This window comes from Kitasatospora sp. NPDC056446 (genome assembly GCF_042796115.1).
Lineage (GTDB): Bacteria > Actinomycetota > Actinomycetes > Streptomycetales > Streptomycetaceae > Kitasatospora.
Genome location: NZ_JBHTRF010000032.1, coordinates 1 through 20252, shown reverse-complemented (window position 1 = coordinate 20252; position 20252 = coordinate 1). Strand labels below are relative to the sequence as shown.

Genomic DNA, 20252 nt, shown 5'->3' with positions numbered 1-20252 from the left:
CGGCGACGGCATCGGGAGACCCAGCCATGAGCAACGCGTCCAGCAAGCAGATCGCCGTCATCGGTGCCGGCCTGATGGGCGCCGGAATCGCCCAGGTGTCCGCGCAGGCCGGCCACCCGGTGGTGCTGCGGGACGTCACCGAGGAGGCGCTGCAGCGCGGCCTCGCGGGCATCCGCGCCTCGTACGACAAGTTCGTCGCCAAGGGGAAGCTGAGCGCCGAGGACGCCGAGGCCGCGCTGGCCCGGATCACCACCACCACCGACCTGGGCGCCGTCGCCGAGGCCGACATCGTGGTCGAGGCCGTGTTCGAGCAGCTGGAGGTCAAGGAGGGCGTCTTCCGCGAGCTCGACAAGCTCGCCAAGGACGGCGCCGTGCTGGCCTCCAACACCTCCGCCATCCCGATCACCCGGATCGCCGCCGCCACCCGGCGCCCCGAGTCGGTCGTCGGCGTCCACTTCTTCTCGCCCGTCCCGATGATGAAGCTGGTCGAGCTGGTCCGCGGCTACAAGACCAGCGACGAGACGCTGGCCACCGTCCGCGCCTACGCCGAGGGCGTCGGCAAGGAGGTCGTGGTGGTCAACCGCGATGTGGCCGGCTTCGTCACCACCCGCCTGATCACCGCGCTGGTCGTCGAGGCCGCCAAGCTGTACGAGTCGGGCGTCGCCACCGCCGAGGACATCGACACCGCCTGCCGGCTCGGCTTCGGCCACGCGATGGGCCCGCTGCAGACCGCCGACCTGACCGGCGTCGACATCCTGCTGCACGCCGCCCAGAACATCTACACCGAGACCAAGGACGAGAAGTTCGCCGCCCCGGAGATCATGGCCCGGATGGTCACCGCCGGAGACCTGGGCCGCAAGAGCGGCCGGGGCTTCTACCCGTACGAAGGCAAGTGAGCCGACCGGGCCTGACGGCCCGACGGGCCGTGCGATCGGAGCATCGTACGGCCCGCCCCGCGGGGCCGGGTGAGTTTCCTCACGCCGGGTGCCGCAGACGGGTGATTTGGGCGGGAATCGAGCGTAGGTGTGGAGACCACCTGCGTATATTCCCTCGGACGAGTGAAGTTGCTTCAGATCCGGCCGGAACCAGCAACCTGCGGAGCGGGTTCACCGTCAGATGAGGGAACCCGGCATTCCGACCGGGTCCGGGCGTGGGGCCGCTGCCCGCCCGGCCGCACACCCCGCTCCCGCACCCGGTACGGCCGGGGCGGACCCGTCCCGCACCAGGCCGTCCAGGCGAAGGAGGAGAGCATGCGCATCACCGGCGACCACACGGCGCTGGCCATCGAAGGCCGCCTCGACGTGCGCACCGCCGCCGACGCGCGGTCCCAGCTGCACCAGGCCGTGGACGGCGGCCTCGGGGACCTCGTGCTCGACCTCGCCCGGCTGGAGTTCTGGGACGCCACCGGCCTCGGCGTGATCATGGGCACCCACCGCAGGGCCGGCCGGATCGGCCGCCGGCTGGTGCTGCGCTCCGTCCCGGCCCAGCTCCAGCGACTGCTGGTGGCCACCAAGCTGCACCGCATCCTCGCGGTCGAGGGCGTCGTGGTCGAGGCCCAGGGCGCCGTCCTCTAAGCCCCCCTCGCCGGCGCTCTCCGACGGCGCTCTCCGACGGGCTTGCGCAACACGCCTGGTCAGCGTCCCCGACCGGTCCCCGCCCGCTCCCCGACCGGGGACCGTCCTGCGCGGGCGGGCCCGGATGTGCAAGAGTCTGCCCGTCAGATGACGGCTGCCGGGGCTGCCCCCCAAGACCGCCCGCGGCCGGGGCCGGGACGTCAGCCGGCCGGCGCGGGGCGCCGGCGGCCGAGCACGATGCGGAGCAGAACGTGGCACAGCCATCCGGGGAGTTCCGGCAGGAGGCCGTCCGCACCCGCGGTGGCGAACTGGTCTCCGGCGGCCTGTTGGTGGGAGTCGGGGCGCCGGACGGTTCCGAGGCCAGGCCCTGCCCCGAGGAGTGGCGTCCGCGCCCGCGCCCGACCGGCCGCAGCGAGCCCGCCCGCGGCCCGGTCGGCGGTGTCGGCCGCGCGGTCGGCCCGCTCGCGCTCGGCGCCGGGCCCGCCGACCTGCCGCTGCTGGACCGCGAGGCCGACATCGCCGAACTGCTCGGCCTGCTCGCCGAGGGCCGCTCGATACGCCTGGTCGGCCAGGCCGGCTCCGGTCGCAGCGCACTGCTGTCGGCCGTCGCCGAGGCCGCCGCCGACCTCGCCCCCGGCGGTGTCGTCCAGCTCTGCGGCCACCACCGCACCGTGGACGACCTGCTCCAGGACCTCTTCGCGGCCACCCACCACGCCCCCGGCTACCGGCCCGACCCGGGGCAGCTGGCCGCGCACCTCGCCGGGGTCGGCGCGGTCGTGGTGATCGACGCCGCCGAGCCCTCCGACAGCGAGCTGGAAGAGCTGCTCGCCACCGCGCCAGGCTGCGCCTTCCTGGTCTCGGTCGCTCCGGACAGCCCGCCGCTCGTGGTCGGCTCCCGCCTCCAGGACCACCTCGTCGCCGGGCTCTCCCGCTCCGCCTGCCTCGCCCTCACCGCCCGGCTGGCCGGGCGGCCGCTGGACGTCGCCGAGAAGGCCTGGGCGGTGGACCTCTGGTTCGAGTCCGAGGGCCTGCCGCTGCGCTTCGTGCAGGCCGCCGCGCTGCTGCGCCAGCGGGACGTCTCGGTGGACGCGCTGGTCGCCGCCGAGGACGACCGGATGGACGTCTTCGGCGCGGTCGAGGGGCCCGTCCACGACCCCGACCCGGCGATCCGGGAGAACGCGCTGCGCCGCACCGTCCCGCTGCCCTCGGTCGCCGAGACGGCCTCGCCCGCGGTCCGGCTCGCGGAGGGGCTGAGCGAGCCCGCGCAGGCCGTGCTGCGGCTCACCGTCGCGCTCGGCGGGGAGTGCCCCACCGCGCCGCACCTGCCCGCGCTGATCGACGTCGGCCAGGGCGAGGCCGCGCTCGCCGAACTCGCCGACGCCGGGCTGGCGGTGTCCGTCGGCGGGCACCACCGGCTGACCGCCGGCGCGTTCGACCTGCTCGCCCCGCACTGGCCGCCGCTCGGCTGCGTGGACGGCGCCGCCCAGCACTTCGCCTGGTGGGTCGGGCACAGCTCGGTGACGCTGGAACAGATCGCCGCCGAGGCGGAGGTGGTGATCGGCGTGCTGGTCGCCGACGGGGCCGCGGGCCGCCACGAGGCGGTGGTCAGGCTCGCCCGGGCGGCGGCGCCCGCGCTGGCGCTGGCGCTGCGCTGGGGGGCCTGGGAGCGGGTGCTGCAGCTCGGCCTGGAGGGGGCCCGCCGGGCCGGCTCGGCCGTCGACCAGGCCTGGTTCCACCACGAGGCGGGCGTGCACGCGATCTGCCTGCGGCAGCCGTCGCGGGCCGTCGCCGAACTGGAGACCGCGCTGACCCTGCGGGCCGGCGCCGGGGAGCAGCGCGGGGTCGCCTCGGCGCGCCGGATGCTCGACCTGCTGCGCGCGGACGGCCGGCAGCTGCCCGCGGCCGCGCCGGCGGCGCCGAGCCGGGCGCCGGTGATCCGCAAGATCGCGGCCCGGGTGCCGGCCCGGCTGAAGTCCAGCAGGCGGCGGCGGGTGGCCGTGGTCACGACGGCCGTGCTGACCCTGGGGGCGCTCGGGACGGCGGTGGCGATGAGCCTCACCGGCCCTGACGAGCACCGGGTGAAGGATCCGGCCGGCACCCGGCTGGACGAGGGCGGCGGCGGCCAGGACGCGCCGTTCCCGCCGCCGTCCGGGAGCACCGCGCCGGGGCCGGCGGGTACGGCACCGGGGAGTCCGTCGGGGCAGGCCACCGGCCCGGAGCCCACGACCAGCGGCAGTGCCTCGCGCTCGGCGAGCGCCTCGCCGAGCGCCTCGCCGACGAAGCGGGCGGGCGCCTCGACGGGGGCGAGCGAGTCGCAGGCCCCGCAGCAGTCGCAGCCGCCCGTACCGGGGCAGTCCCAGCCGCCCGCCCCGCAGCCCGGGCAGCCGCAGCCGGGCGGGCCCGGCGGGGGCGGCAACGGCGGCGGCAACGGTGGTGGCGGCAACGGCGGGGGCGGCACTCAGCCCGGCGGCTCGACGTCGCCGAAGCCGCCCACCTCGCCGCCGGCCACCACGACCCCGTCGCCGACCGGGACGACGAGCGCCAGTGGCACGCCGTCCGTCCCGCCGCCGGCCTCGGGCTGAGCCGTCAGAACAGCTTGAGCTTGTCGTCGTCGATGCCGCGCAGCTCGTCGTAGTCCAGCACCACGCAGCCGATGCCGCGGTCGGTGGCCAGCACGCGGGCCTGGGGCTTGATCTCCTGCGCGGCGAAGATGCCCTTGACCGGGGCCAACAGCGGGTCCCGGTTGAGGAGTTCGAGGTAGCGGGTGAGCTGTTCGACGCCGTCGATCTCGCCGCGGCGCTTGATCTCGACGGCGACCGTGGCGCCGTCGGAGTCGCGGCAGAGGATGTCGACCGGGCCGATCGCGGTGGGGTACTCGCGGCGGATCAGCGACCAGCCGGCACCGAGCACCTCCATCCGGTCCGCGAGCAGCTCCTGGAGGTGTGCCTCGACGCCGTCCTTGATCAGGCCCGGGTCGACCCCGAGCTCGTGGGACGAGTCGTGCAGCACCTCCTCCAGCGTGATGATGAGCTTCTCGCCGGCCTTGTTCTCCACCGTCCAGACCCCGTCGGCCTCCTTGAGGACGCACGGCGGGGACATCCAGTTGAGCGGCTTGTAGGCGCGGTCGTCGGCGTGGATGCTGACGCTGCCGTCGGCCTTGACCAGGATGAGCCTGGTGGCGGAGGGCAGATGGGCGGAGAGCCGACCGGCATAGTCGACTGAGCAGCGGGCAATTACGAGACGCACGGTCGACCACGCTAGCCCACCGGGGCCAGTTGATGCGATTCCACGACGGCTGGGTGAAGAAAGCGCGAACCCCGCGAACATTGAGGTTCGGCGGTTCCGCTCCCGCTCGTCGCGGTCTGGCGCCCACTCCATCTGGTCGCTACGGTGTGTGACGGCACGCTTGCGGGATCGCTGTCAACGGGGATGGAGACTTCAGATGAACGATCCGACAGGATCCGGCCAATCCGGTGCACCACGGCGTATTTCCGGAGCAATCCGCAGGAATGACCGGCCTCCCCGCCCGCTGACTGCCACGCTGTTCTGAGCGCGGTCGGTGTTCGGGGCGTCACGTCCCGTATCGCCGCCGCCGTCGCGAAGGTGCTGGCAATCCCCGTCCCACGGTGTTCCGGACACCACGCGCGAGTTCGCCCACCCTCACCTGAGCTTGGACTACGCATGACCACCCGGGCGCCGCGCGGGTGGACCGCGAGAGGAGAATCCATGTCGCTCGACGTCTCACCGGCCCTGCTGGAGAAGGCCGAGCGGGGCGAGGTCGACGAGCGGGAATTCGTCGACTGCGTCCGCGTCTCCCTGCCGTACGCCTGGGAGCTGATCAGCTCGCTGGTCGCCCAGGCGAAGGTCGACGGCACCGACTTCGCCGACAACCAGGTACCGCCGCCCAGCGAGCAGGCCCGCGGCCAGCTCCTGCGCGCCCTGGCCAGCGATGCCATCCGGGGCGCCCTGCAGCGCCACTTCGGCGTCCGGCTGGCCTTCCAGAACTGTCACCGGGTGGCGGTGTTCCTGCCGTCGGACGCCAACGAGGCGCGGATCACGCGCTTCACCTCCGTCCGGGAGCAGTTGCTCAACCAGTCCGAGGAACTGCGGGACTGCTGACCGGCGGTACCGCCGCCGTGGCGCCGGCCGCTCCCGTCCCCCGGTGCGGGGGGAGGGGGCGGCGGCCCGGGCCGGCGGGCTCAGCCCAGCTGCGGCAGCACCTCCGAGCCGAGCCGGGCGATGTTGTGCAGGGTCGCCTCGTGGTCGCCGCTGCCCTCGGCGAGCAGTGCGAACCGGCGGATGCCGGTCCGCTCGGCGGTGGCCAGCAGCCGGTCGGCGCACTGGCGCGGGGTGCCCACCGCGTGCAGGTCGCAGAGGAGTTCGGTGTACTCGCGCGGGTCGCGCATCTTGCGCTCGCGGCCGTCCACGGTGCGGTGGGCGCCGAGCCCGTACTCGAACCAGCCGGGCATCGCGTTCAGCAGGGTGGACCGGGCCGCGGCGGCGCGGTCGTCGACCTGGGCCACCCCGGCCGCGACGTGCCGGCGGCCGACCCGGCGCAGCTGCTCCTCGCCGCGCCCGGCGGCCAGCCAGGCGGTGCGGTACAGCTCCAGCATCCGCAGCTTGTCCTCGTCCCCGGAGTGCATGCCGAGCAGCATCGGCAGGCCGCGTTCGGCGGCCAGCCGCACCCCGCCCGGTGAGGTGCACGCGACCACCATGGGCGGGCCGGCCACCGGCCGCCCGCTGGGGGTGAGCTCCTCGCCGAGGCCCTCCTCGTCCTGGCGCTGGCGCGGGAAGCGCACCGGGCCGGACCGCTCGCCGAGGCCGAGCCAGTTGCTCAGACCGGACCGCCGCAGGGGTTCGGCGGCCCGCGGCACTACCGTCACCTCGGGGAAGTCGAACTGCGGTCCGTCCCCGCCCACCCGGGAGCCGCGCAGCCAGCGCAGCAGCAGGTCCAGCCGCTCCGGGAAGCCGTTCTCGAAGGCGTCCACGCCGCCGCCGAACACGTCCAGGTCGATCCACGGCCCGCCGCGGCCGACCCCGAGCGTGAAGCGTCCGCCGGAGGTGAGGTGCAGCAGCGCGGCCTGCTCGCCGAGCGCCACCGGGTGGCGGGTGGAGAGCACGCTGACGGCCGTGCCGACGCCGATCCGGCGGGTGCGGCCGAGCAGCAGCGCGGCCATCGTGGCGGCGTCGGGGCAGACCCCGTACGGGACGAAGTGGTGCTCGGCGAGCCAGACGCTGTCCAGGCCCGACCGCTCGGCCTCGACGGCGGACCGGAGGGTGCGGTCCAGCGCCTCGCCGTGGCTCTGCCCCGGGAACTGCGCGGACAGCAGGAACAGGCCGACCCGCACCGGCGCGGTGTCCGCCGGCCGTGCCCCCGGGCGCTGGGCCGCGGGCAGCGGCTCGCCGGCGACGGCCGTCACCGGGGGGACGGAGGTCAGCGCCGGGCCGGGGGCGGGCGGGCGGACCCCGACGGGCCGGCGGGTCTCGGCACGGGCGCTGGTCTTGGTCATCCTGGGGTCCTCCTCGGGTGCGCGCAGGGTCTGCGGGCCCCGCCTCTTCCCCCTCTGGGTATCGGATGTCATGTGCCAATGGCACGCGGAACCCCGAATTTCCCTGATGATCGGGTGGATCTCGGCAAAAAGGCGGGGACGCCGGGCGGAGCCGTGATAGTGGCCATCCGGAAGGCCGGCCGGCCGTAGGCTGGAACGGCCCAGAGCCCCGGAAGAGAGGCAGTCCGCCGTGTCGCCGCGCCGCAACCGGATCAAGAGCGCCGCCACCCGCGAGAGCGGCGAGCCGGGGGACGCCCCGCTCGGAGGCTCGCTGCGCCGCACCGAGAACTACCAGGGCGACGACTGGGTGGTCCAGACGGTCGCCGGGACGTCGGGGCGGTCCTACCGCTGCCCGGGCTGCGACCAGGAGATCCCGTCCGGGATGGGCCACGTGGTGGCCTGGCCGATGCACGGCGCCGGCGTGGACGACCGGCGGCACTGGCACCGGGCCTGCTGGGGAGCGCGGGAGCGCCGGGCCTCCAACGTCCTGCGAGGCCGCGGCGCTCCGCGGTACTGAGCGTCCCGCCGCACCGGCGGGCCGGGGCCCTACGCGTCGCGGTTCTTGAGCACCAGCATGCCGCCGAGCAGGGCCGCCGCCGTCCAGGCGAGGCAGATCAGGAAGCCGGCCCACGGCCCGTACGGCTGGCCGTGCTGCTCGTACACCAGCAGCATCCGCGAGCCCGCGTAGTCGGGGAAGTAGTGGGCCAGGGTCTTGACCTTCGGCACCGCCGAGAGGATCGGCGAGAGCAGGAAGAAGAACGGCACCAGCACGCCGAGCGCCAGCGTCTGGTTGTGCAGCATCGTGGTGACGCCCGCCGAGAACAGGCAGAGCATCGTCAGGTACAGCGCGGCGCCGAACACCGCGCGCAGCACGTTCGGCTCGCCGATCGTGGTGGAGTGCGAGCCGAGCAGGGCCTGGCCGACGAAGAAGGTGACGAAGGCCGTCACCAGCGAGACCGCGAGGGCGAGCCCGCCGAGCACCGCCGCCTTGCCGCCGAGCAGGGTGGCGCGCTGCGGGACGGCGGCCAGGGTGACCCGGATCATCCCGCTGCTGTACTCGTTGCCGATCGCCAGCACCCCGAAGACGATGATGGCCAGCTCGCCGAGCATGATGCCGGAGAAGGCCGTCCCGGTGGCGTCGAACGGGGACTGGTCGTTGCGCCGGAACTCGGTGAAGTTGTTGTTGGTGAGCAGGGACAGCAGCGCGCCGAGGCCGACGGTGACGACGAAGGCCAGCGCGAGCGTCCAGACCGTCGAGCGGACGCTGCGGATCTTCGTCCACTCGGAGCGCAGGACCGCGGGGAAGGACGCCATCTCAGTTCTCCTCCTGCTGTGCCGCGGCGGCCCGCGGGTCGTCGTCCGCCTTCCACCCGGCGCCCCAGACGCCGGGGGCCCCGGCCGCGTCCCGGCCCGGCCCGTCGCCCGCGTGGTACTCCACCGAGTCGGCCGTCATCTGCATGAACGCCTCCTCCAACGAGGCCTGCTGCGGGCTGAGTTCGTGCAGCACCAGCCCGTTGGCCGAGGCGAGCTCGCCGAGCCGGGCGAGGCTGCCGTCGACCACCTCGAACGAGCCGTCGGGGCCCGGTTCGTGCCGCAGGCCGGCCCCGGCGAGCACGTCGAGCAGCCGCTGGGGCTCGGGGCTGCGCAGCCGGACGGCGGAGCGCGAGTTGCGCCGGATGAACTCCGGCATCGGCAGGTCGGCGAGCAGCCGGCCCTTGCCGATGACCACCAGGTGGTCGGCGGTGACGGCCATCTCGCTCATCAGGTGGGAGGAGACGAAGACCGTCCGGCCCTCGGTGGCGAGGCGCTTCATCAGGTTGCGGATCCAGAGGATGCCCTCCGGGTCCAGGCCGTTGACCGGTTCGTCGAACATGACGATCTCCGGGTCGCCGAGCAGCGCGGAGGCGATGCCCAGGCGCTGGCCCATGCCGAGGGAGAAGCCGCGGGCCCGCTTGCGGGCCACCGGGGTGAGGCCGACCAGGGCGAGCACCTCGTCCACCCGGCGCTCCGGGATCCGGTTGCTCTGGGCGAGCCAGAGCAGGTGGTCGCGGGCGGTGCGGCCGGGGTGGACGGCCTTGGCCTCCAGCAGGGCGCCGATGTACTTGAGCGGCTCGCTGAGCTGCCCGTAGCGCTTGCCGTCGATGGTGACCCGGCCGCCGGTCGGGCGGTCGAGGTCGAGGATCATGCGCATGGTGGTGGACTTGCCGGCACCGTTGGGCCCGAGGAAGCCGGTCACCACGCCCGTGGGGACCTGGAAGCTGAGCCGGTCCACCGCCAGCGTCTTTCCGTAACGCTTTGTCAGGTCGTGCAACTCGATCATTCGCGCTCCCTTACTCTCTGTCAGGCTAGGACAAAGCGGATATCGCGGCCCGCTGAGTGGGCCCGCCGGGCGCACCGGAATACGGTGGGCGCATGACCGAGCTCCCCTCCGCAGTGTCCGTCCGCGAGAGCGGTACCGGAACACCCCTCGTGCTCCTGCACGCCTTCCCGTTGAACTCCTCGATGTGGTCGTCCCAGCTGGACGGACTGCCCGGTCCGACCGGGCACGAGGCCCGGGTGCTCGCCCCCGACCAGAGGGGGTTCGGCGGCACCGGGCTGGGCACCGACGAGCCCTCGCTGGACCGGGTCGCGGACGACCTCGCCCTGCTGCTGGACGCGGCCGGGATCGGGCGCGCGGTGGTCGGCGGGCTCTCCATGGGCGGCTACGTGGCGCTGGCCTTCGCCCGCCGCCACCCCGGGCGGCTGTCCGGGCTGCTGCTGGCCAACACCCGTGCCACCGCCGACACCGACGCCGTACGGGCCAACCGGGAGCGGATCGCCGCCGCCGTCACCGCGCGTGCGAGCGTGCGGCTGCTGCTGGACGAGGAGGTCGCGGCCGGGCAGCTCGGACCGGACTCCCGGCACCTCGTGGAGCGGGTGGAGGCCATGGTCGCCGCCGCGTCGCCGGCCGCCGTCGCGTGGGCCCAGCGGGCCATGGCGGCCCGTCCGGACACCCTGGACGTGCTGGCCGGGCTGCGGGTGCCGGTCGCGGTCGTGGCGGGCGCCCAGGACCCCCTGGTGGCGCCGCAGGAGGCCGAACTGATGCTCCGGGCCCGACCGGACGCCGAGCTGACCGTCATCCCCGCCGTGGGCCATCTGAGCGCCCTGGAGGCACCCGAGGCGTTCGACGCCGCCGCCCGGGCCCTGCTGCTGCGGGTGGACGCCGGATGAGCGAGGACGAGGCCTCCTGGGACTTCTCCGCGCTGGAGGTGACCGGCCGGATGCCCGTGACCAACCGGAGCGAGGTGCTGGTCGAGCTGACCCTGGAACCGCTCGGCGAGGACTACTGGATGCGCCCGGGGGAGACGTTCATCGTCACCTCGTACGGCGACTACGGCTCCGGGCACCCCTTCGAGGTGCAGTACTGGCCCGACTCGGTGTCGGTCTGGTGCACCTCCTGGTTCGGCACCGTCTCGGACGACGAGGGCAACCAGCTCAGCAGCGGGTACCAGCGCCCGGACGGCGCCTACCCCCGGTAGGGCGGGCCCGGTAGGGAGGGCCCCGGCGAAGAGGGCCCGAGGTGATGACGCCGTGACAGCCGACAGGCCCTCACCCGGGAGGGTGAGGGCCTGCGGTACGGCGGTGGTGCGGCGTCAGCGCGACTGCTGGGCGGGCACGCCCATGGTGTCGTCGTTCGGCAGCGAGGCGGCGGCCACGGCCGCGCCGGTCAGCGTCGCCAGCATCTCGCGGACGTTGGTCAGCTGGGCGTTGATGCTGTCGCGGCGGTTGGTGAGCGCCGCCAGCTCGCGCTCGGATTCGCTGCGGATGCGGTCGGCCTTGGCGTTGGCGTCCGCCACGATGTCCTCGGACTGGCGCTGGGCCGTCTCGACGGTCTGGCGGGCCCGGCGCTCGGCGTCGGTGCGCAGCTTCTCGGCCTCCAGGCGCAGCTGCTCGGCCCGGTGCTCGATCTCGGCCAGGCGCTTCTCGGCCTTGGCCTGACGGGCGGCCAGGTCGCGCTCGGACTGCTCGCGGCGCTTGGCCAGGTTCGTCTCGAACTCCAGCGCGGCCTGGGCGGCCTTGGTGCGGGTCTCCTCGAAGAGGGCGTCCGCCTCCTCGCGCTTGTTCTGGGCGTCCTTGTTGGCCTCGGCGCGCAGCTGGGCGGAGTCGCTCTTGGCCTTGTCGACGATCCGCAGGCCCTCGTCCTCCGCCTTGGCCTTGCGGTCCTTGGCGTAGTTCTCGGCCTCGGTGCGGACCTGCTGGGCGGCGGCCTCGGCGAGCTCGCGGTGCTGCTCGGCGGCGCGGTGCGCCTCGTCGCGCAGGTCCTTGGCCTCCTCCTCGGCGAGTCGCAGGATCTTCTCGACCCGGGCGCCGAGACCGGCGTACGAGGGCTCCTGCTCGACGACCGCCGCCTGGGCGGTCTGGGTCTCCAGGTGGAGCTCCTCGATGCGCTTCTCCAGCGCGCTGATCCGGGTCAAGGCACTGTCACGGTCGGCCACCAGCTTGGTGATCCGCTCGTCGACCTGGGCACGCTCGTACCCACGGCGCACCAGGTCGAAGCCGTGAGGGGAGTGACTGTCGCTCATGGGGTTCTGGGCTTCCTGTCGTCAAACCGCTGAGGTGGTTGAGGGAATCCTGACACGGTACCGGAGTGTCGACGGCGAAATGCCGTTGTCTCGCGGACAATGTCCGCTCAATCGGGTGGTGCGTTCTTGGAGCGATTGCCACCCGACCGGGGGGAGCCGACTCCGGCACCTGCCTTGGCCCCCCCGTCCTTCTTGCTGTTGTTTCCCCCGTTGGCCTGTGCGACCGGTGACGGTGCCTCGAACGCCTCCAGGGCGGACAGGACGTCCTGGACCCTGGAGATCTCGGTGTTGATGTCCTTGCGGCGGCGCACCAGTTCGTCCAGCTCGCGCCGGCCCTCGTCGGTGACCCGCTTCGCCTCGGCCTTCGCCTCGGCGAGCAGCCGCTCGGCCTCCGCCTTCGCCAGCTCGATCTGCTCGTCCGCGGTCCGGTCGGCGTCCCGCAGCCGCTTCTCCGCCTCGGTCGCCGCCTTGTCCAGCCGCTCCTCGGACTCGGCCTCCGCGGAGCGGAGCTTCGCCTCGGCCTTCCCGATCAGCGCCTCGGCGCGGTCGGTCGAGGTGGAGAGCTTGGTCTCCGCCTCCTTCAGCAGGCCCTCGGCCTTGCGGACCGCCGAGAGCCGGACCTTGCTGGCCTCGGCCGAGGCCTCCGAGGTGAGCTCGTTCGCGTGGTCCTCGGCGGCGGCGACCAGGGCCGCGGCGCGGTCCTCGGCCTCCGCGACGGTGGACACCGCCTGCTCCTCGGCCTCGGTCAGCTGCTCCTGGGCGGCCGTCACCAGCGCGTCCACCCGCTCGCCGGCCGACTTCATGGCCGCCGCGTTCTCCTTGCGGGCGCGCTCGTGCAGCGCCTCCACCTCGGCGTCGGTACGCTCGCGCAGTTCCTCGGCGCGCTCGCGGATCGCGGTGGCGTCCCGACGGGCCTCGGCGAGCAGGGTGTCCGCGTCGGAGCGGCCCTTCTCGACCTCGCCCTGGCCGGCCGCCTCGCCGGCCGCGACCAGCCGGTCGGCCTCCTTGCGGGCGGCGGCGACCATCGCGTCCGCCTGCTCCTCGGCGGCGGCGGTGGTCGCCAGCGCGGTGGTCTGGGCGTCCTCGCCGAGCGACTCGGCGTCCGCGAAGGCCTTCTCCAGGACGGACTTGGCCTGGTCGCGGGTGGCCTTGTCGAACTGCTCGGCGGCCTCCCGGATCTCCGCGTCGAACGCGTCGGCGCGGGCGTGGGTGGCGCTGTCGTAGTCGTCGGCCAGGGTGCGGGTCGCGAGGGCGTACTCCTCGGCCTCGGCGCGCAGCCCGGCGGCCAGCTCCTCGGCGTCGGCGACCGTGCGGGAGCCCAGGGCCTCGGCCTCGGCCATGGTGCGGTTGCCCTGCGCCTCGGCGTCGGCGCGCAGGTGCTCGGCGGCCTCGTGGGCGGACCGCAGCTCGGCCTCGGCGTCCGCGCGCAGCTGCTCGTCGTAGGCGTGGGCCTCGGCGCGCTGCCGGCCGAGTTCGGCCTCGGCGGCCTCGCGCTCGGCGGCCAGCTCCTGCTCGGTCTGCTCGCGCAGGGTGGCGGCGTAGGTGTCGGCCGCCGCGCGCAGCTCGGTCGCGTACGTGTCCGCGGCCTCGCGCTGCTCGGTGCTGTAGGCGTCGGCGGCCTCGCGCTGCTCGACGCTGTGCCGGTCGGCCAGCTCGCGCAGCTCGGCGCTCTCCCGCTCGGCGAGCTCGCGCAGCTCGGCGGTCTCCCGCTCGGCCAGCTCGCGCAGCTCGGCGGTCTCCCGCTCGGCCAGCTCGCGCAGCTCGGCCGCGGCCTGCTCGCCGTCCTCGCGGACCCGGTCGGCCTCCTGCCCGGCGGCGGCCTTGAGCGCCGCGATCTGCTCGGCGGCGGCCTCGTGCATGCCGGCCACCGACTGGCGGACCTCGGCGGCCTCCTCCTCGGCGACGGCGACCAACTCGGCGCCCTCGGCCTTGGCGGCGGCGATCAGGTCCGCGCGGTCGGCCTTGGCCTGCTCCAGCTCGGCGCCGGCCTCGGCGCGGATGGCGTCGGCGGTGGCGCGGGCCTCGGACAGCTCGCGGCCGGCCTCGGCCCGGACGGTCTCCGCCTGCTCGTTGGCCAGCGCCAGTTCGGCGGCGGCCTTCTCGCGGACGGCCTTGGCGTCCTTGGCGGCCTCCGCCCGGCGCTGCTCGGCGGTGGCCGCGGCGCGCTCCAGCAGCTCGTCGGCGGCTTCGCGCTGCTCGGCGGCGTGGGCTTCGGCGGCTTCGCGCTGTTCGGTGCTGTAGGCGTCGGCGGCTTCGCGCTGTTCGGTGGTTTCGGTGGTGGTGCGTTCGGTGAGGTCGGCGGCGTGCTGTTCGGCCTCGGTGCGGACGCGGTCGGCGTGGGCTTCGGCGGCTTCGCGCTGCTGGGTGGTCTCGCGCTGGGCGACGGCCCGCAGCTCGCCGACGGCCTGTTCGGCCTCCGCGCGGACCTCGGCGCTGTACGCGTCGGCGGTCTCGCGCTGTTCGGCGGCGTAGGCGTCGGCGGCTTCGCGCTGCTGGGTGGTCTCGCGCTGGGCGACGGCCCGGAGCTCGCCGGCGGCCTGCTCGGCCTCCGCGCGGACCTCGGCGCTGTACGCGTCGGCGGTCTCGCGCTGTTCGGCGGCGTAGGCGTCGGCGGTCTCGCGCTGTTCGGTGCTGTACGCGTCGGCGGCTTCGCGCTGCTCGGCGGCGTGCTGTTCGGCCAGGGTGAGCGCGGTCTCGGCGGCGGCCAGCCGGTCGGCGGTCTCCTCGCGCTCGCGGCGCAGCCCGTCCGCGGCCTCCTCGCGTTCGCGGAGGCTCTCCTCGCGCAGCCCGTTCGCGGCGGCCTCGGCCTCGGCCCGGGTGCGGGCGGCCTCGGTGTCGGCCTCGGTGCGCATCCGGTCGGCGTCGGCCGCCGCGGCGTCCCGGACGGCGGCGGCCCCGGCCTGTGCCTCGGTGGTCAGGGCCTCGGCCGCGGCGTTCGCCCCGGCCCGGACCCGCTGGTCGAACTCGGTTGCCTCGCGCCGGAGTTCGGCGGTCTCGCGCTCGGCGGCGGTGCGGTTCTCGGCGGCCGCGGCCTTGGCGGCGGAGAGCGCGTCCTGGCCCTGCTGCTCGGCGGTGGCGGTGATCTTCCCGGCTTCGGCGCGGGCCCGGGCCAGGGTCTGCTCGGCCCGGCCCTGGGTCTCGGCGGCCTGCTCCTGGGCCTGCTCGCGCAGCCGCTCGATCTCGCCGGCGGCGCCGGCGCGCAGCTCGTCCGCGTCGGTCTTGGCCTTGGTGAGCAGCTCCTCGGCGTTCTTCGCCGACTCCTCGATCTGCACCACGGCCTGGCGGCGGGCCTCGCCGCGGACCCGTTCGGCCTCGGCGGCGGCCTGGGCGCGCAGTTCCTCGGCCTCGGCGCGCAGCCGGGCCGCCTCGTCCTGCATCTGCTCGATCCGCTCACGGATCGCGGCGGCGTCGTCCAGCGCGGCGTTCTGGGCCTGCTCGACGGCGGCCTGGGCCTGTTCGCGCAGGCGCTGCGCCTCGGCGGCGGCCTCGGTCCGGATCCGCTCGGCCTCGGCGGAGGCCTCGCTGCGGGCGGTCTCGGCGTCCTGGTTGGCCCGGCCGAGCACCTCCTCGGCGGTCTTGGCGGCCGTGGCGAGGTGGACGGTGGCTTCCTTGGCGCCGGCCGCCCGGCCTTCCTCCTCGGCTTCGCTGCGCAGCCGCTGGGCCTCGGCCTCGGCCTGTGCCCGCAGCTCGGCCAGGTCCCGTTCGGCCCGGGCGCGCAGGTCGGCGATCGCGGCCTCGGCCTCGGCGCGCAGTTCGGCGGCGACGGACTCGGCGGTGGCCCGCAGCCGTTCGCTCTCCTCGGCGGCGGCGGCCCTGGCGGCGTCGGCCTCGGCCTGCCGGGTGGCCGCGATGCTGCGGACGGCCTCGGCCTCGGCGCGGATGGCGTCGGCTTCCCTGGTGGCGTGGGCCACCATCCGGGCCACCTCGGCGCGGGCGGTCTGCGAGCGCTGCTCGTTGGCGGCCTCGCCGTCGGCGGCCTTGCGTTCGGCGGCGGCCTCGGCGTCGGCCTGGAGCTGTTCGGCGGCCTGCTCGGCCTGGACGCGCAGGGCGGCGGCCTCGTGGCGGGTGCGCTCGGCCTCGGCGATGACCTCGGAGCGCAGCCGCTCTATCTCGGCCTTGGCGGCGGCGAGCTGCTGCTCGGCCCGGGCCTGCTCGGTCGCGGCCTGCGTCTTGAGCTGGTCGATCTCGGCGCGGGCGACGGCCAGCTGGCGCTCGGCCGCGGCGTGCGCGGCGGCGAGCTGCTGCTGGGCCTCGCCGCGGGCGGCGTCCACGTCCGCGGCGGCCTGGGCGCCGGCTTGCTGGGCCTGCTCGGAGGCGGCGCGCAGCAGTCGTTCGGCGTCGTTCTGGGCCCGCTGGAGGGCGGCCTCGGCGGCGGCGTGGGCCTCGCCGCGGGCGGCGTCCACGTCGGCGGCGGTCTGGGCGCGGGCCTGGTCGGAGAGGGCGACGGCCTCCGCGCGGGCGGCGGCGACCATCCGCTCGGCCTCGACGCGGGCGTCCTGGAGCAGGCGCTGGGCCTCCTGCTCGGAGCCGGCCCGGGTCTGCTCGGCCCAGCCGTTGACGTGCTGCTCGGCGGAGCGGCGCAGTTCGGTGAGCTCGTCCTCCAGCCGGCGGCGGCGGGCGGTGAGCTCGGCCTCCAGGCGGGCGGTGCGCTCGGCGGCCTCGGCCATGATCCGCTGGGTGGCGGCCTGGGAGTCGCGCAGCTGCCGTTCGGCGTCGGCGCGCAGCTGCTGGGCCTGCATCTCGGCGGTGCGGAGCATCTGCTCGGCCTGGCCGGAGACGGCGTCGAAGGCACGCGGTTGGGCGAGCATGCGACGGGACTCGTGCAGTTTCGCCCGGAGCACCTCCACCTGGTAGGCGAGGTCCTCGGCATGCTCGACTGCCTTGTCGCGCTCCTTCCGAGTCCGACCCATCTCGGCCTCGAACTGGGAGAGGTGATCGTCAGCCTCGTAGCGGTCGTTGCCCCGCACTCCGCGGTCCCATCCATCTCCTGGTCGCGTCCTCGACCCGGCCGGTGCCGTGCCCCCGTTGTCCGGGTGCCGCTCCGACTGGTCCTTGCATCCCGCGGCGGCCGTCGTCCCCTTGCCAATCAGGGGCCGCCCACCGCGGTCGTCGGAGTCCGTTGGCGCGGGAGCGCGGGGGTATGCCGCGTTCCCCCGTCCGAGTGGACTCCTGGGCGAACTCTTGCCTTGTGGAGAATGGTGACAGATCCGTCTTGCGACTGTTCAGCCGTGCCCGCGTAATGGACTCCCCTTGCGACGGGCCCACCGCCCGGGGGCGGACGGGCCAGTCTTCGGCCGTGCCCGTCGCCTCCGTCCCCCGGAGTCTTCGCGCACCTGGGCATTGTAGTGGGAGCGCACCGCGGGGGAATGGCCGCAGGGGGGTTTTCCGGCTCTTCCGGCCAGGTTACTGACGGGTCATGACCGACGGGCCGTCGGGTGCCGCCGCGACGGACGGCACCCGGGGCGCTCCGGCGGACGGTTCAGTGGCCGTCGTGGGCGTTCTGCGCGGAGGTGACCAGCTCGGTCAGGACGCCGCCGCAGTCCTTCGGGTGCAGGAAGGTGATCCGCGACCCCATCGAGCCGGTCCGCGGCTCGTCGTAGAGGACCCGGACGCCCTTGGCGCGGACGGCCTCGGCGTCGCCGTCCACGTCGGCGGTGCCGAACGCGATGTGGTGCACGCCCTCGCCGTTCTTCTCCAGCCACTTGGCGACGGTCGAGTCGGGACGGGTCGGCTCCAGCAGCTGGAGGTAGGAGGCGCCGCCGTCGTCGGTCCCGTTGATCCTCAGCATGGCCTCGCGGACGCCCTGCTCCTCGTTGACCTCGGAGTGGAAGACCTCGAAGCCGTAGGTGGCGCGGTAGAACTCGACGGTCCGGTCGAGGTCTCGGCAGGCGATGCCGATGTGGTCGATTCGGGTCAGCACGGTGACCTCCGGGGGTGGGGACAGGGGTGGCACCCAGTGCAGCGCATGGCCCGGGACGGACGCCAGCGCCGGACGTGCGAGCCTGCTCACAGCGTCGGGGTTCACCCGGACCGCTCCGGCACGGTGTTGACTGGAGGGTGCCAGTGCGCTCGATCACACTGTCGCTCCGGTGACGGGTGCGTAACAGGTCAGTACATTGAGCGCATCCTCACCTGGCCACGACGTGCGAAGGGGCCCGTCCCATGACCAACACCACCTCTGTGATCGTTGCCGGTGCACGGACCCCGATGGGTCGCCTGCTCGGTTCCCTCAAGGGCTTCTCCGGTGCCGACCTCGGCGCCGTCGCCATCAAGGCCGCCCTGGAGCGGGCCGGCGTCACCGGGGACCAGGTCCAGTACGTGATCATGGGCCAGGTGCTGCAGGCCGGCGCGGGCCAGATCCCGGCCCGCCAGGCCGCCGTCAAGGCCGGCATCCCGATGAACGTGCCGGCGCTGACCATCAACAAGGTCTGCCTCTCCGGCCTCGACGCCATCGCGCTGGCCGACCAGCTGATCCGCGCCGGCGAGTTCGACATCGTGGTGGCCGGCGGCCAGGAGTCGATGACCAACGCCCCGCACCTGCTGCCGAAGTCCCGCGAGGGCTTCAAGTACGGCGCGATCGGGATGCTGGACTCCATGGCGCACGACGGCCTCACCGACGCCTACGAGAACATCCCGATGGGCGAGTCCACCGAGAAGCACAACACCCGTCTGGGCATCGCCCGCGAGGTGCAGGACGAGATCGCCGCCGCCTCCCACCAGCGGGCGGCCAAGGCGCAGGCCGACGGCGTCTTCGAGGCCGAGATCGTCCCGGTCGCCATCCCGCAGCGCAAGGGCGAGCCGGTGCTGTTCAGCCAGGACGAGGGCATCCGCGCGGACACCACCGTCGAGGGCCTCGCCAAGCTGCGCCCGGCCTTCACCAAGGACGGCACGATCACCGCCGGCACCTCCTCGCAGATCTCCGACGGCGCCGCCGCGGTGGTCGTGATGAGCAAGGCCAAGGCCGAGGAGCTGGGCCTGGCCTGGATCGCCGAGATCGGCGCGCACGGCAACGTGGCCGGCCCGGACAACTCGCTCCAGTCGCAGCCGTCCAACGCGATCCGGCACGCGCTGGCCAAGGAGGGCCTGGAGGTCGCCGACCTCGACCTGATCGAGATCAACGAGGCGTTCGCGGCGGTCGCGTACCAGTCGGCCAAGGACCTGGGCGTCTCCTCGGACATCGTCAACGTCAACGGCGGCGCGATCGCGCTGGGCCACCCGATCGGGATGTCCGGTGCCCGCGTGGTGCTGAGCCTGGCGCTGGAGCTCCAGCGCCGCGGCGGCGGGGTCGGCGCGGCCGCGCTGTGCGGCGGCGGCGGCCAGGGCGACGCGCTGATCGTGCGCGTGCCCGCCGAGCAGAGCCCGAAGGCCTGACCGGCCGATCCGGTCCTCTGGGCTGCGGACCGCCACCGGCGGGCCGCAGCCCTTCGGCGTCCCGTCCTGCTAGGAGCTCCTGATGATCGATGTCGCCACGCTGGTCGAGCAGGCCAGGGAGGGCCGGCCGCGCGCCGTCGCCCGGCTGATCACGCTGGTCGAGAACGCCGCCCCGCAGCTGCGGGAGGCGATGGCCGCGCTCGCGCCGTACACCGGGCAGGCCTACACCGTCGGGCTGACCGGCTCGCCCGGCGTCGGCAAGTCCACCTCCACCTCGGCGCTGGTCTCCGCCTACCGGCGGCTCGGGAAGCGGGTCGGGGTGCTCGCCGTGGACCCGTCCTCGCCGTTCTCCGGCGGCGCGCTGCTGGGCGACCGGGTCCGGATGCAGGACCACGCCACCGACCCCGAGGTGTTCATCCGCTCGATGGCCACCCGCGGCCACCTCGGCGGGCTCTCCTGGACGGCGCCGCAGGCGCTGCGGGTGCTGGACGGGGCCGGCTGCGAGGTGATCCTGGTCGAGACCGTCGGCGTCGGCCAGTCCGAGGTCGAGATCGCCGCCCAGGCGGACACCACCGTGGTGCTGCTCGCCCCCGGGATGGGCGACGGCATCCAGGCCGCCAAGGCCGGGATCCTGGAGATCGGCGACGTCTTCGTGGTCAACAAGGCCGACCGGGACGGCGCCGACGCCACCGCGCGGGAGCTCAACCACATGCTCGGCCTCGGTGAGGCCCGCGGGGCGGGGGACTGGCGCCCGCCGATCGTGAAGACCGTCGCGGCCCGCGGCGAGGGCGTCGACGAGGTGGTCGAGGCGCTGGAGAAGCACCGCGCCTGGCTGGAGGAGCACGGCGAGCTGGCGGTGCGCCGCCGCCGCCGGGCCGCCGAGGAGATCGAGGCGATCGCGCTGGCCGAGCTGCGCGCCCGGATCGGCGACCTCGGCGGCGACCGGCACCTGGCCGCGCTGGCGGACCGGGTGGCCGCGGGCGAGCTGGACCCGTACGGCGCGGCCGACGAACTGGTCGCGGGGCTGACCCGGGGCTGAGCCGTGCCCCGGTACGGCGGAAGGGGGGGGGCCCCGGGGGCCGCCCCGGGGGCCGCCACCGGGCGACGCCCGGGGCGGGGTGGGGCGGTCCGGGCCTTCGGCCGGCCGAGGAAGCGGGAGCGGGGCGGCGGCCGCGGTCAGTGGAGGACGTTCAGGG

At 74.7% G+C, this 20252-nt stretch carries 16 protein-coding genes; 9 read left to right on the top strand and 7 right to left on the bottom strand.

Annotated elements, in window-relative coordinates:
• Positions 1-26: 26 nt before the first annotated feature.
• The 3 genes from ACFQ6N_RS20995 (at position 27) to ACFQ6N_RS20985 (ending at position 4156) form a co-directional block, all read left to right on the top strand.
• The gene (locus ACFQ6N_RS20995) at positions 27-896 is read left to right on the top strand and encodes a 3-hydroxyacyl-CoA dehydrogenase family protein (protein WP_380650909.1); all 870 of its coding nucleotides are present in this window, start codon (positions 27-29) and stop codon (positions 894-896) included.
• A gap of 354 nt (positions 897-1250) precedes the next feature.
• Complete coding sequence (locus tag ACFQ6N_RS20990; protein ID WP_380650907.1) at positions 1251-1574, top strand: STAS domain-containing protein; 324 nt, start codon at positions 1251-1253, stop codon at positions 1572-1574.
• Positions 1575-1825: 251 nt separating this feature from the next.
• Positions 1826-4156 (top strand): ATP-binding protein, encoded by a 2331-nt coding sequence (locus ACFQ6N_RS20985; protein WP_380650905.1) that lies wholly within the window; start codon positions 1826-1828, stop codon positions 4154-4156.
• A 4-nt stretch (positions 4157-4160) separates the two neighbouring features.
• Here the strand turns inward: ACFQ6N_RS20985 and nucS are convergent, their stop codons facing one another.
• On the bottom strand, positions 4161-4820 hold the full coding sequence (gene nucS, locus ACFQ6N_RS20980) for an endonuclease NucS (protein WP_380650903.1): 660 nt from the start codon (positions 4818-4820) through the stop codon (positions 4161-4163).
• A 480-nt stretch (positions 4821-5300) separates the two neighbouring features.
• On the opposite strand from nucS, the gene ACFQ6N_RS20975 reads away from it, so the two are divergent.
• Positions 5301-5693 (top strand): SCO5389 family protein, encoded by a 393-nt coding sequence (locus tag ACFQ6N_RS20975; protein ID WP_380650901.1) that lies wholly within the window; start codon positions 5301-5303, stop codon positions 5691-5693.
• 80 nt (positions 5694-5773) lie between these two features.
• Here ACFQ6N_RS20975 and ACFQ6N_RS20970 read toward each other — a convergent pair whose 3' ends face one another.
• Positions 5774-6922, bottom strand: a complete 1149-nt coding sequence (locus tag ACFQ6N_RS20970; RefSeq protein WP_380651048.1) for an LLM class flavin-dependent oxidoreductase — start codon at positions 6920-6922, stop codon at positions 5774-5776.
• Positions 6923-7313: 391 nt separating this feature from the next.
• Here ACFQ6N_RS20970 and ACFQ6N_RS20965 point away from each other — a divergent pair, with 391 nt between their 5' ends.
• Entirely contained in the window at positions 7314-7640 is a 327-nt protein-coding gene (locus ACFQ6N_RS20965; RefSeq protein WP_380650899.1) for an ATP/GTP-binding protein, read from the top strand.
• 29 nt (positions 7641-7669) lie between these two features.
• Here ACFQ6N_RS20965 and ACFQ6N_RS20960 read toward each other — a convergent pair whose 3' ends face one another.
• A complete protein-coding gene (locus ACFQ6N_RS20960; protein ID WP_380650897.1) occupies positions 7670-8437 on the bottom strand; it encodes an ABC transporter permease in 768 nt (255 codons plus the stop codon).
• Between the two features lies 1 nt (position 8438).
• Entirely contained in the window at positions 8439-9443 is a 1005-nt protein-coding gene (locus ACFQ6N_RS20955) for an ABC transporter ATP-binding protein (RefSeq protein ID WP_380650895.1), read from the bottom strand.
• Positions 9444-9535: 92 nt separating this feature from the next.
• Here ACFQ6N_RS20955 and ACFQ6N_RS20950 point away from each other — a divergent pair, with 92 nt between their 5' ends.
• Together ACFQ6N_RS20950 and ACFQ6N_RS20945 are read left to right on the top strand one after the other, a co-directional pair.
• Positions 9536-10333, top strand: a complete 798-nt coding sequence (locus tag ACFQ6N_RS20950; protein ID WP_380650893.1) for an alpha/beta fold hydrolase — start codon at positions 9536-9538, stop codon at positions 10331-10333.
• Positions 10330-10641 carry a hypothetical protein gene (locus ACFQ6N_RS20945; protein ID WP_380650891.1) on the top strand — a complete coding sequence of 104 codons (312 nt, stop codon included), beginning with the start codon at positions 10330-10332 and terminating at the stop codon, positions 10639-10641. Before ACFQ6N_RS20950 ends, ACFQ6N_RS20945 begins: the two co-directional genes overlap by 4 nt.
• 114 nt (positions 10642-10755) lie before the next feature.
• Here the strand turns inward: ACFQ6N_RS20945 and ACFQ6N_RS20940 are convergent, their stop codons facing one another.
• The 3 genes from ACFQ6N_RS20940 to mce form a co-directional block, all read right to left on the bottom strand.
• Positions 10756-11685 carry a cellulose-binding protein gene (locus ACFQ6N_RS20940; RefSeq protein ID WP_189915750.1) on the bottom strand — a complete coding sequence of 310 codons (930 nt, stop codon included), beginning with the start codon at positions 11683-11685 and terminating at the stop codon, positions 10756-10758.
• 107 nt (positions 11686-11792) lie between these two features.
• Entirely contained in the window at positions 11793-16652 is a 4860-nt protein-coding gene (locus tag ACFQ6N_RS20935) for a hypothetical protein (RefSeq protein WP_380650889.1), read from the bottom strand.
• A gap of 512 nt (positions 16653-17164) precedes the next feature.
• Positions 17165-17605 carry a methylmalonyl-CoA epimerase gene (gene mce, locus ACFQ6N_RS20930; RefSeq protein WP_380650887.1) on the bottom strand — a complete coding sequence of 147 codons (441 nt, stop codon included), beginning with the start codon at positions 17603-17605 and terminating at the stop codon, positions 17165-17167.
• Positions 17606-17847: 242 nt separating this feature from the next.
• Between mce and ACFQ6N_RS20925 the strand changes: the two genes are divergently transcribed.
• Complete coding sequence (locus ACFQ6N_RS20925) at positions 17848-19056, top strand: acetyl-CoA C-acetyltransferase (protein WP_380650885.1); 1209 nt, start codon at positions 17848-17850, stop codon at positions 19054-19056.
• Positions 19057-19138: 82 nt separating this feature from the next.
• Positions 19139-20095: a methylmalonyl Co-A mutase-associated GTPase MeaB gene (gene meaB / locus ACFQ6N_RS20920; protein ID WP_380650883.1), complete on the top strand. Its 957-nt coding sequence runs from the start codon at positions 19139-19141 to the stop codon at positions 20093-20095.
• Positions 20096-20252 lie beyond the last annotated feature (157 nt).

Bases quoted from the DNA above. Each gene is read 5' to 3' on its own strand.
- ACFQ6N_RS20975 (WP_380650901.1), top strand. From the start codon at position 5,301: ATGTCGCTCGACGTCTCACCGGCCCTGCTGGAGAAGGCCGAGCGGGGC.
- ACFQ6N_RS20945 (WP_380650891.1), top strand. From the start codon at position 10,330: ATGAGCGAGGACGAGGCCTCCTGGGACTTCTCCGCGCTGGAGGTGACC.
- meaB (WP_380650883.1), top strand. From the start codon at position 19,139: ATGATCGATGTCGCCACGCTGGTCGAGCAGGCCAGGGAGGGCCGGCCG.
- ACFQ6N_RS20995 (WP_380650909.1), top strand. From the start codon at position 27: ATGAGCAACGCGTCCAGCAAGCAGATCGCCGTCATCGGTGCCGGCCTG.
- ACFQ6N_RS20990 (WP_380650907.1), top strand. From the start codon at position 1,251: ATGCGCATCACCGGCGACCACACGGCGCTGGCCATCGAAGGCCGCCTC.
- ACFQ6N_RS20960 (WP_380650897.1), bottom strand. From the start codon at position 8,437: ATGGCGTCCTTCCCCGCGGTCCTGCGCTCCGAGTGGACGAAGATCCGC.
- ACFQ6N_RS20950 (WP_380650893.1), top strand. From the start codon at position 9,536: ATGACCGAGCTCCCCTCCGCAGTGTCCGTCCGCGAGAGCGGTACCGGA.
- ACFQ6N_RS20955 (WP_380650895.1), bottom strand. From the start codon at position 9,443: ATGATCGAGTTGCACGACCTGACAAAGCGTTACGGAAAGACGCTGGCG.
- ACFQ6N_RS20940 (WP_189915750.1), bottom strand. From the start codon at position 11,685: ATGAGCGACAGTCACTCCCCTCACGGCTTCGACCTGGTGCGCCGTGGG.
- ACFQ6N_RS20925 (WP_380650885.1), top strand. From the start codon at position 17,848: ATGACCAACACCACCTCTGTGATCGTTGCCGGTGCACGGACCCCGATG.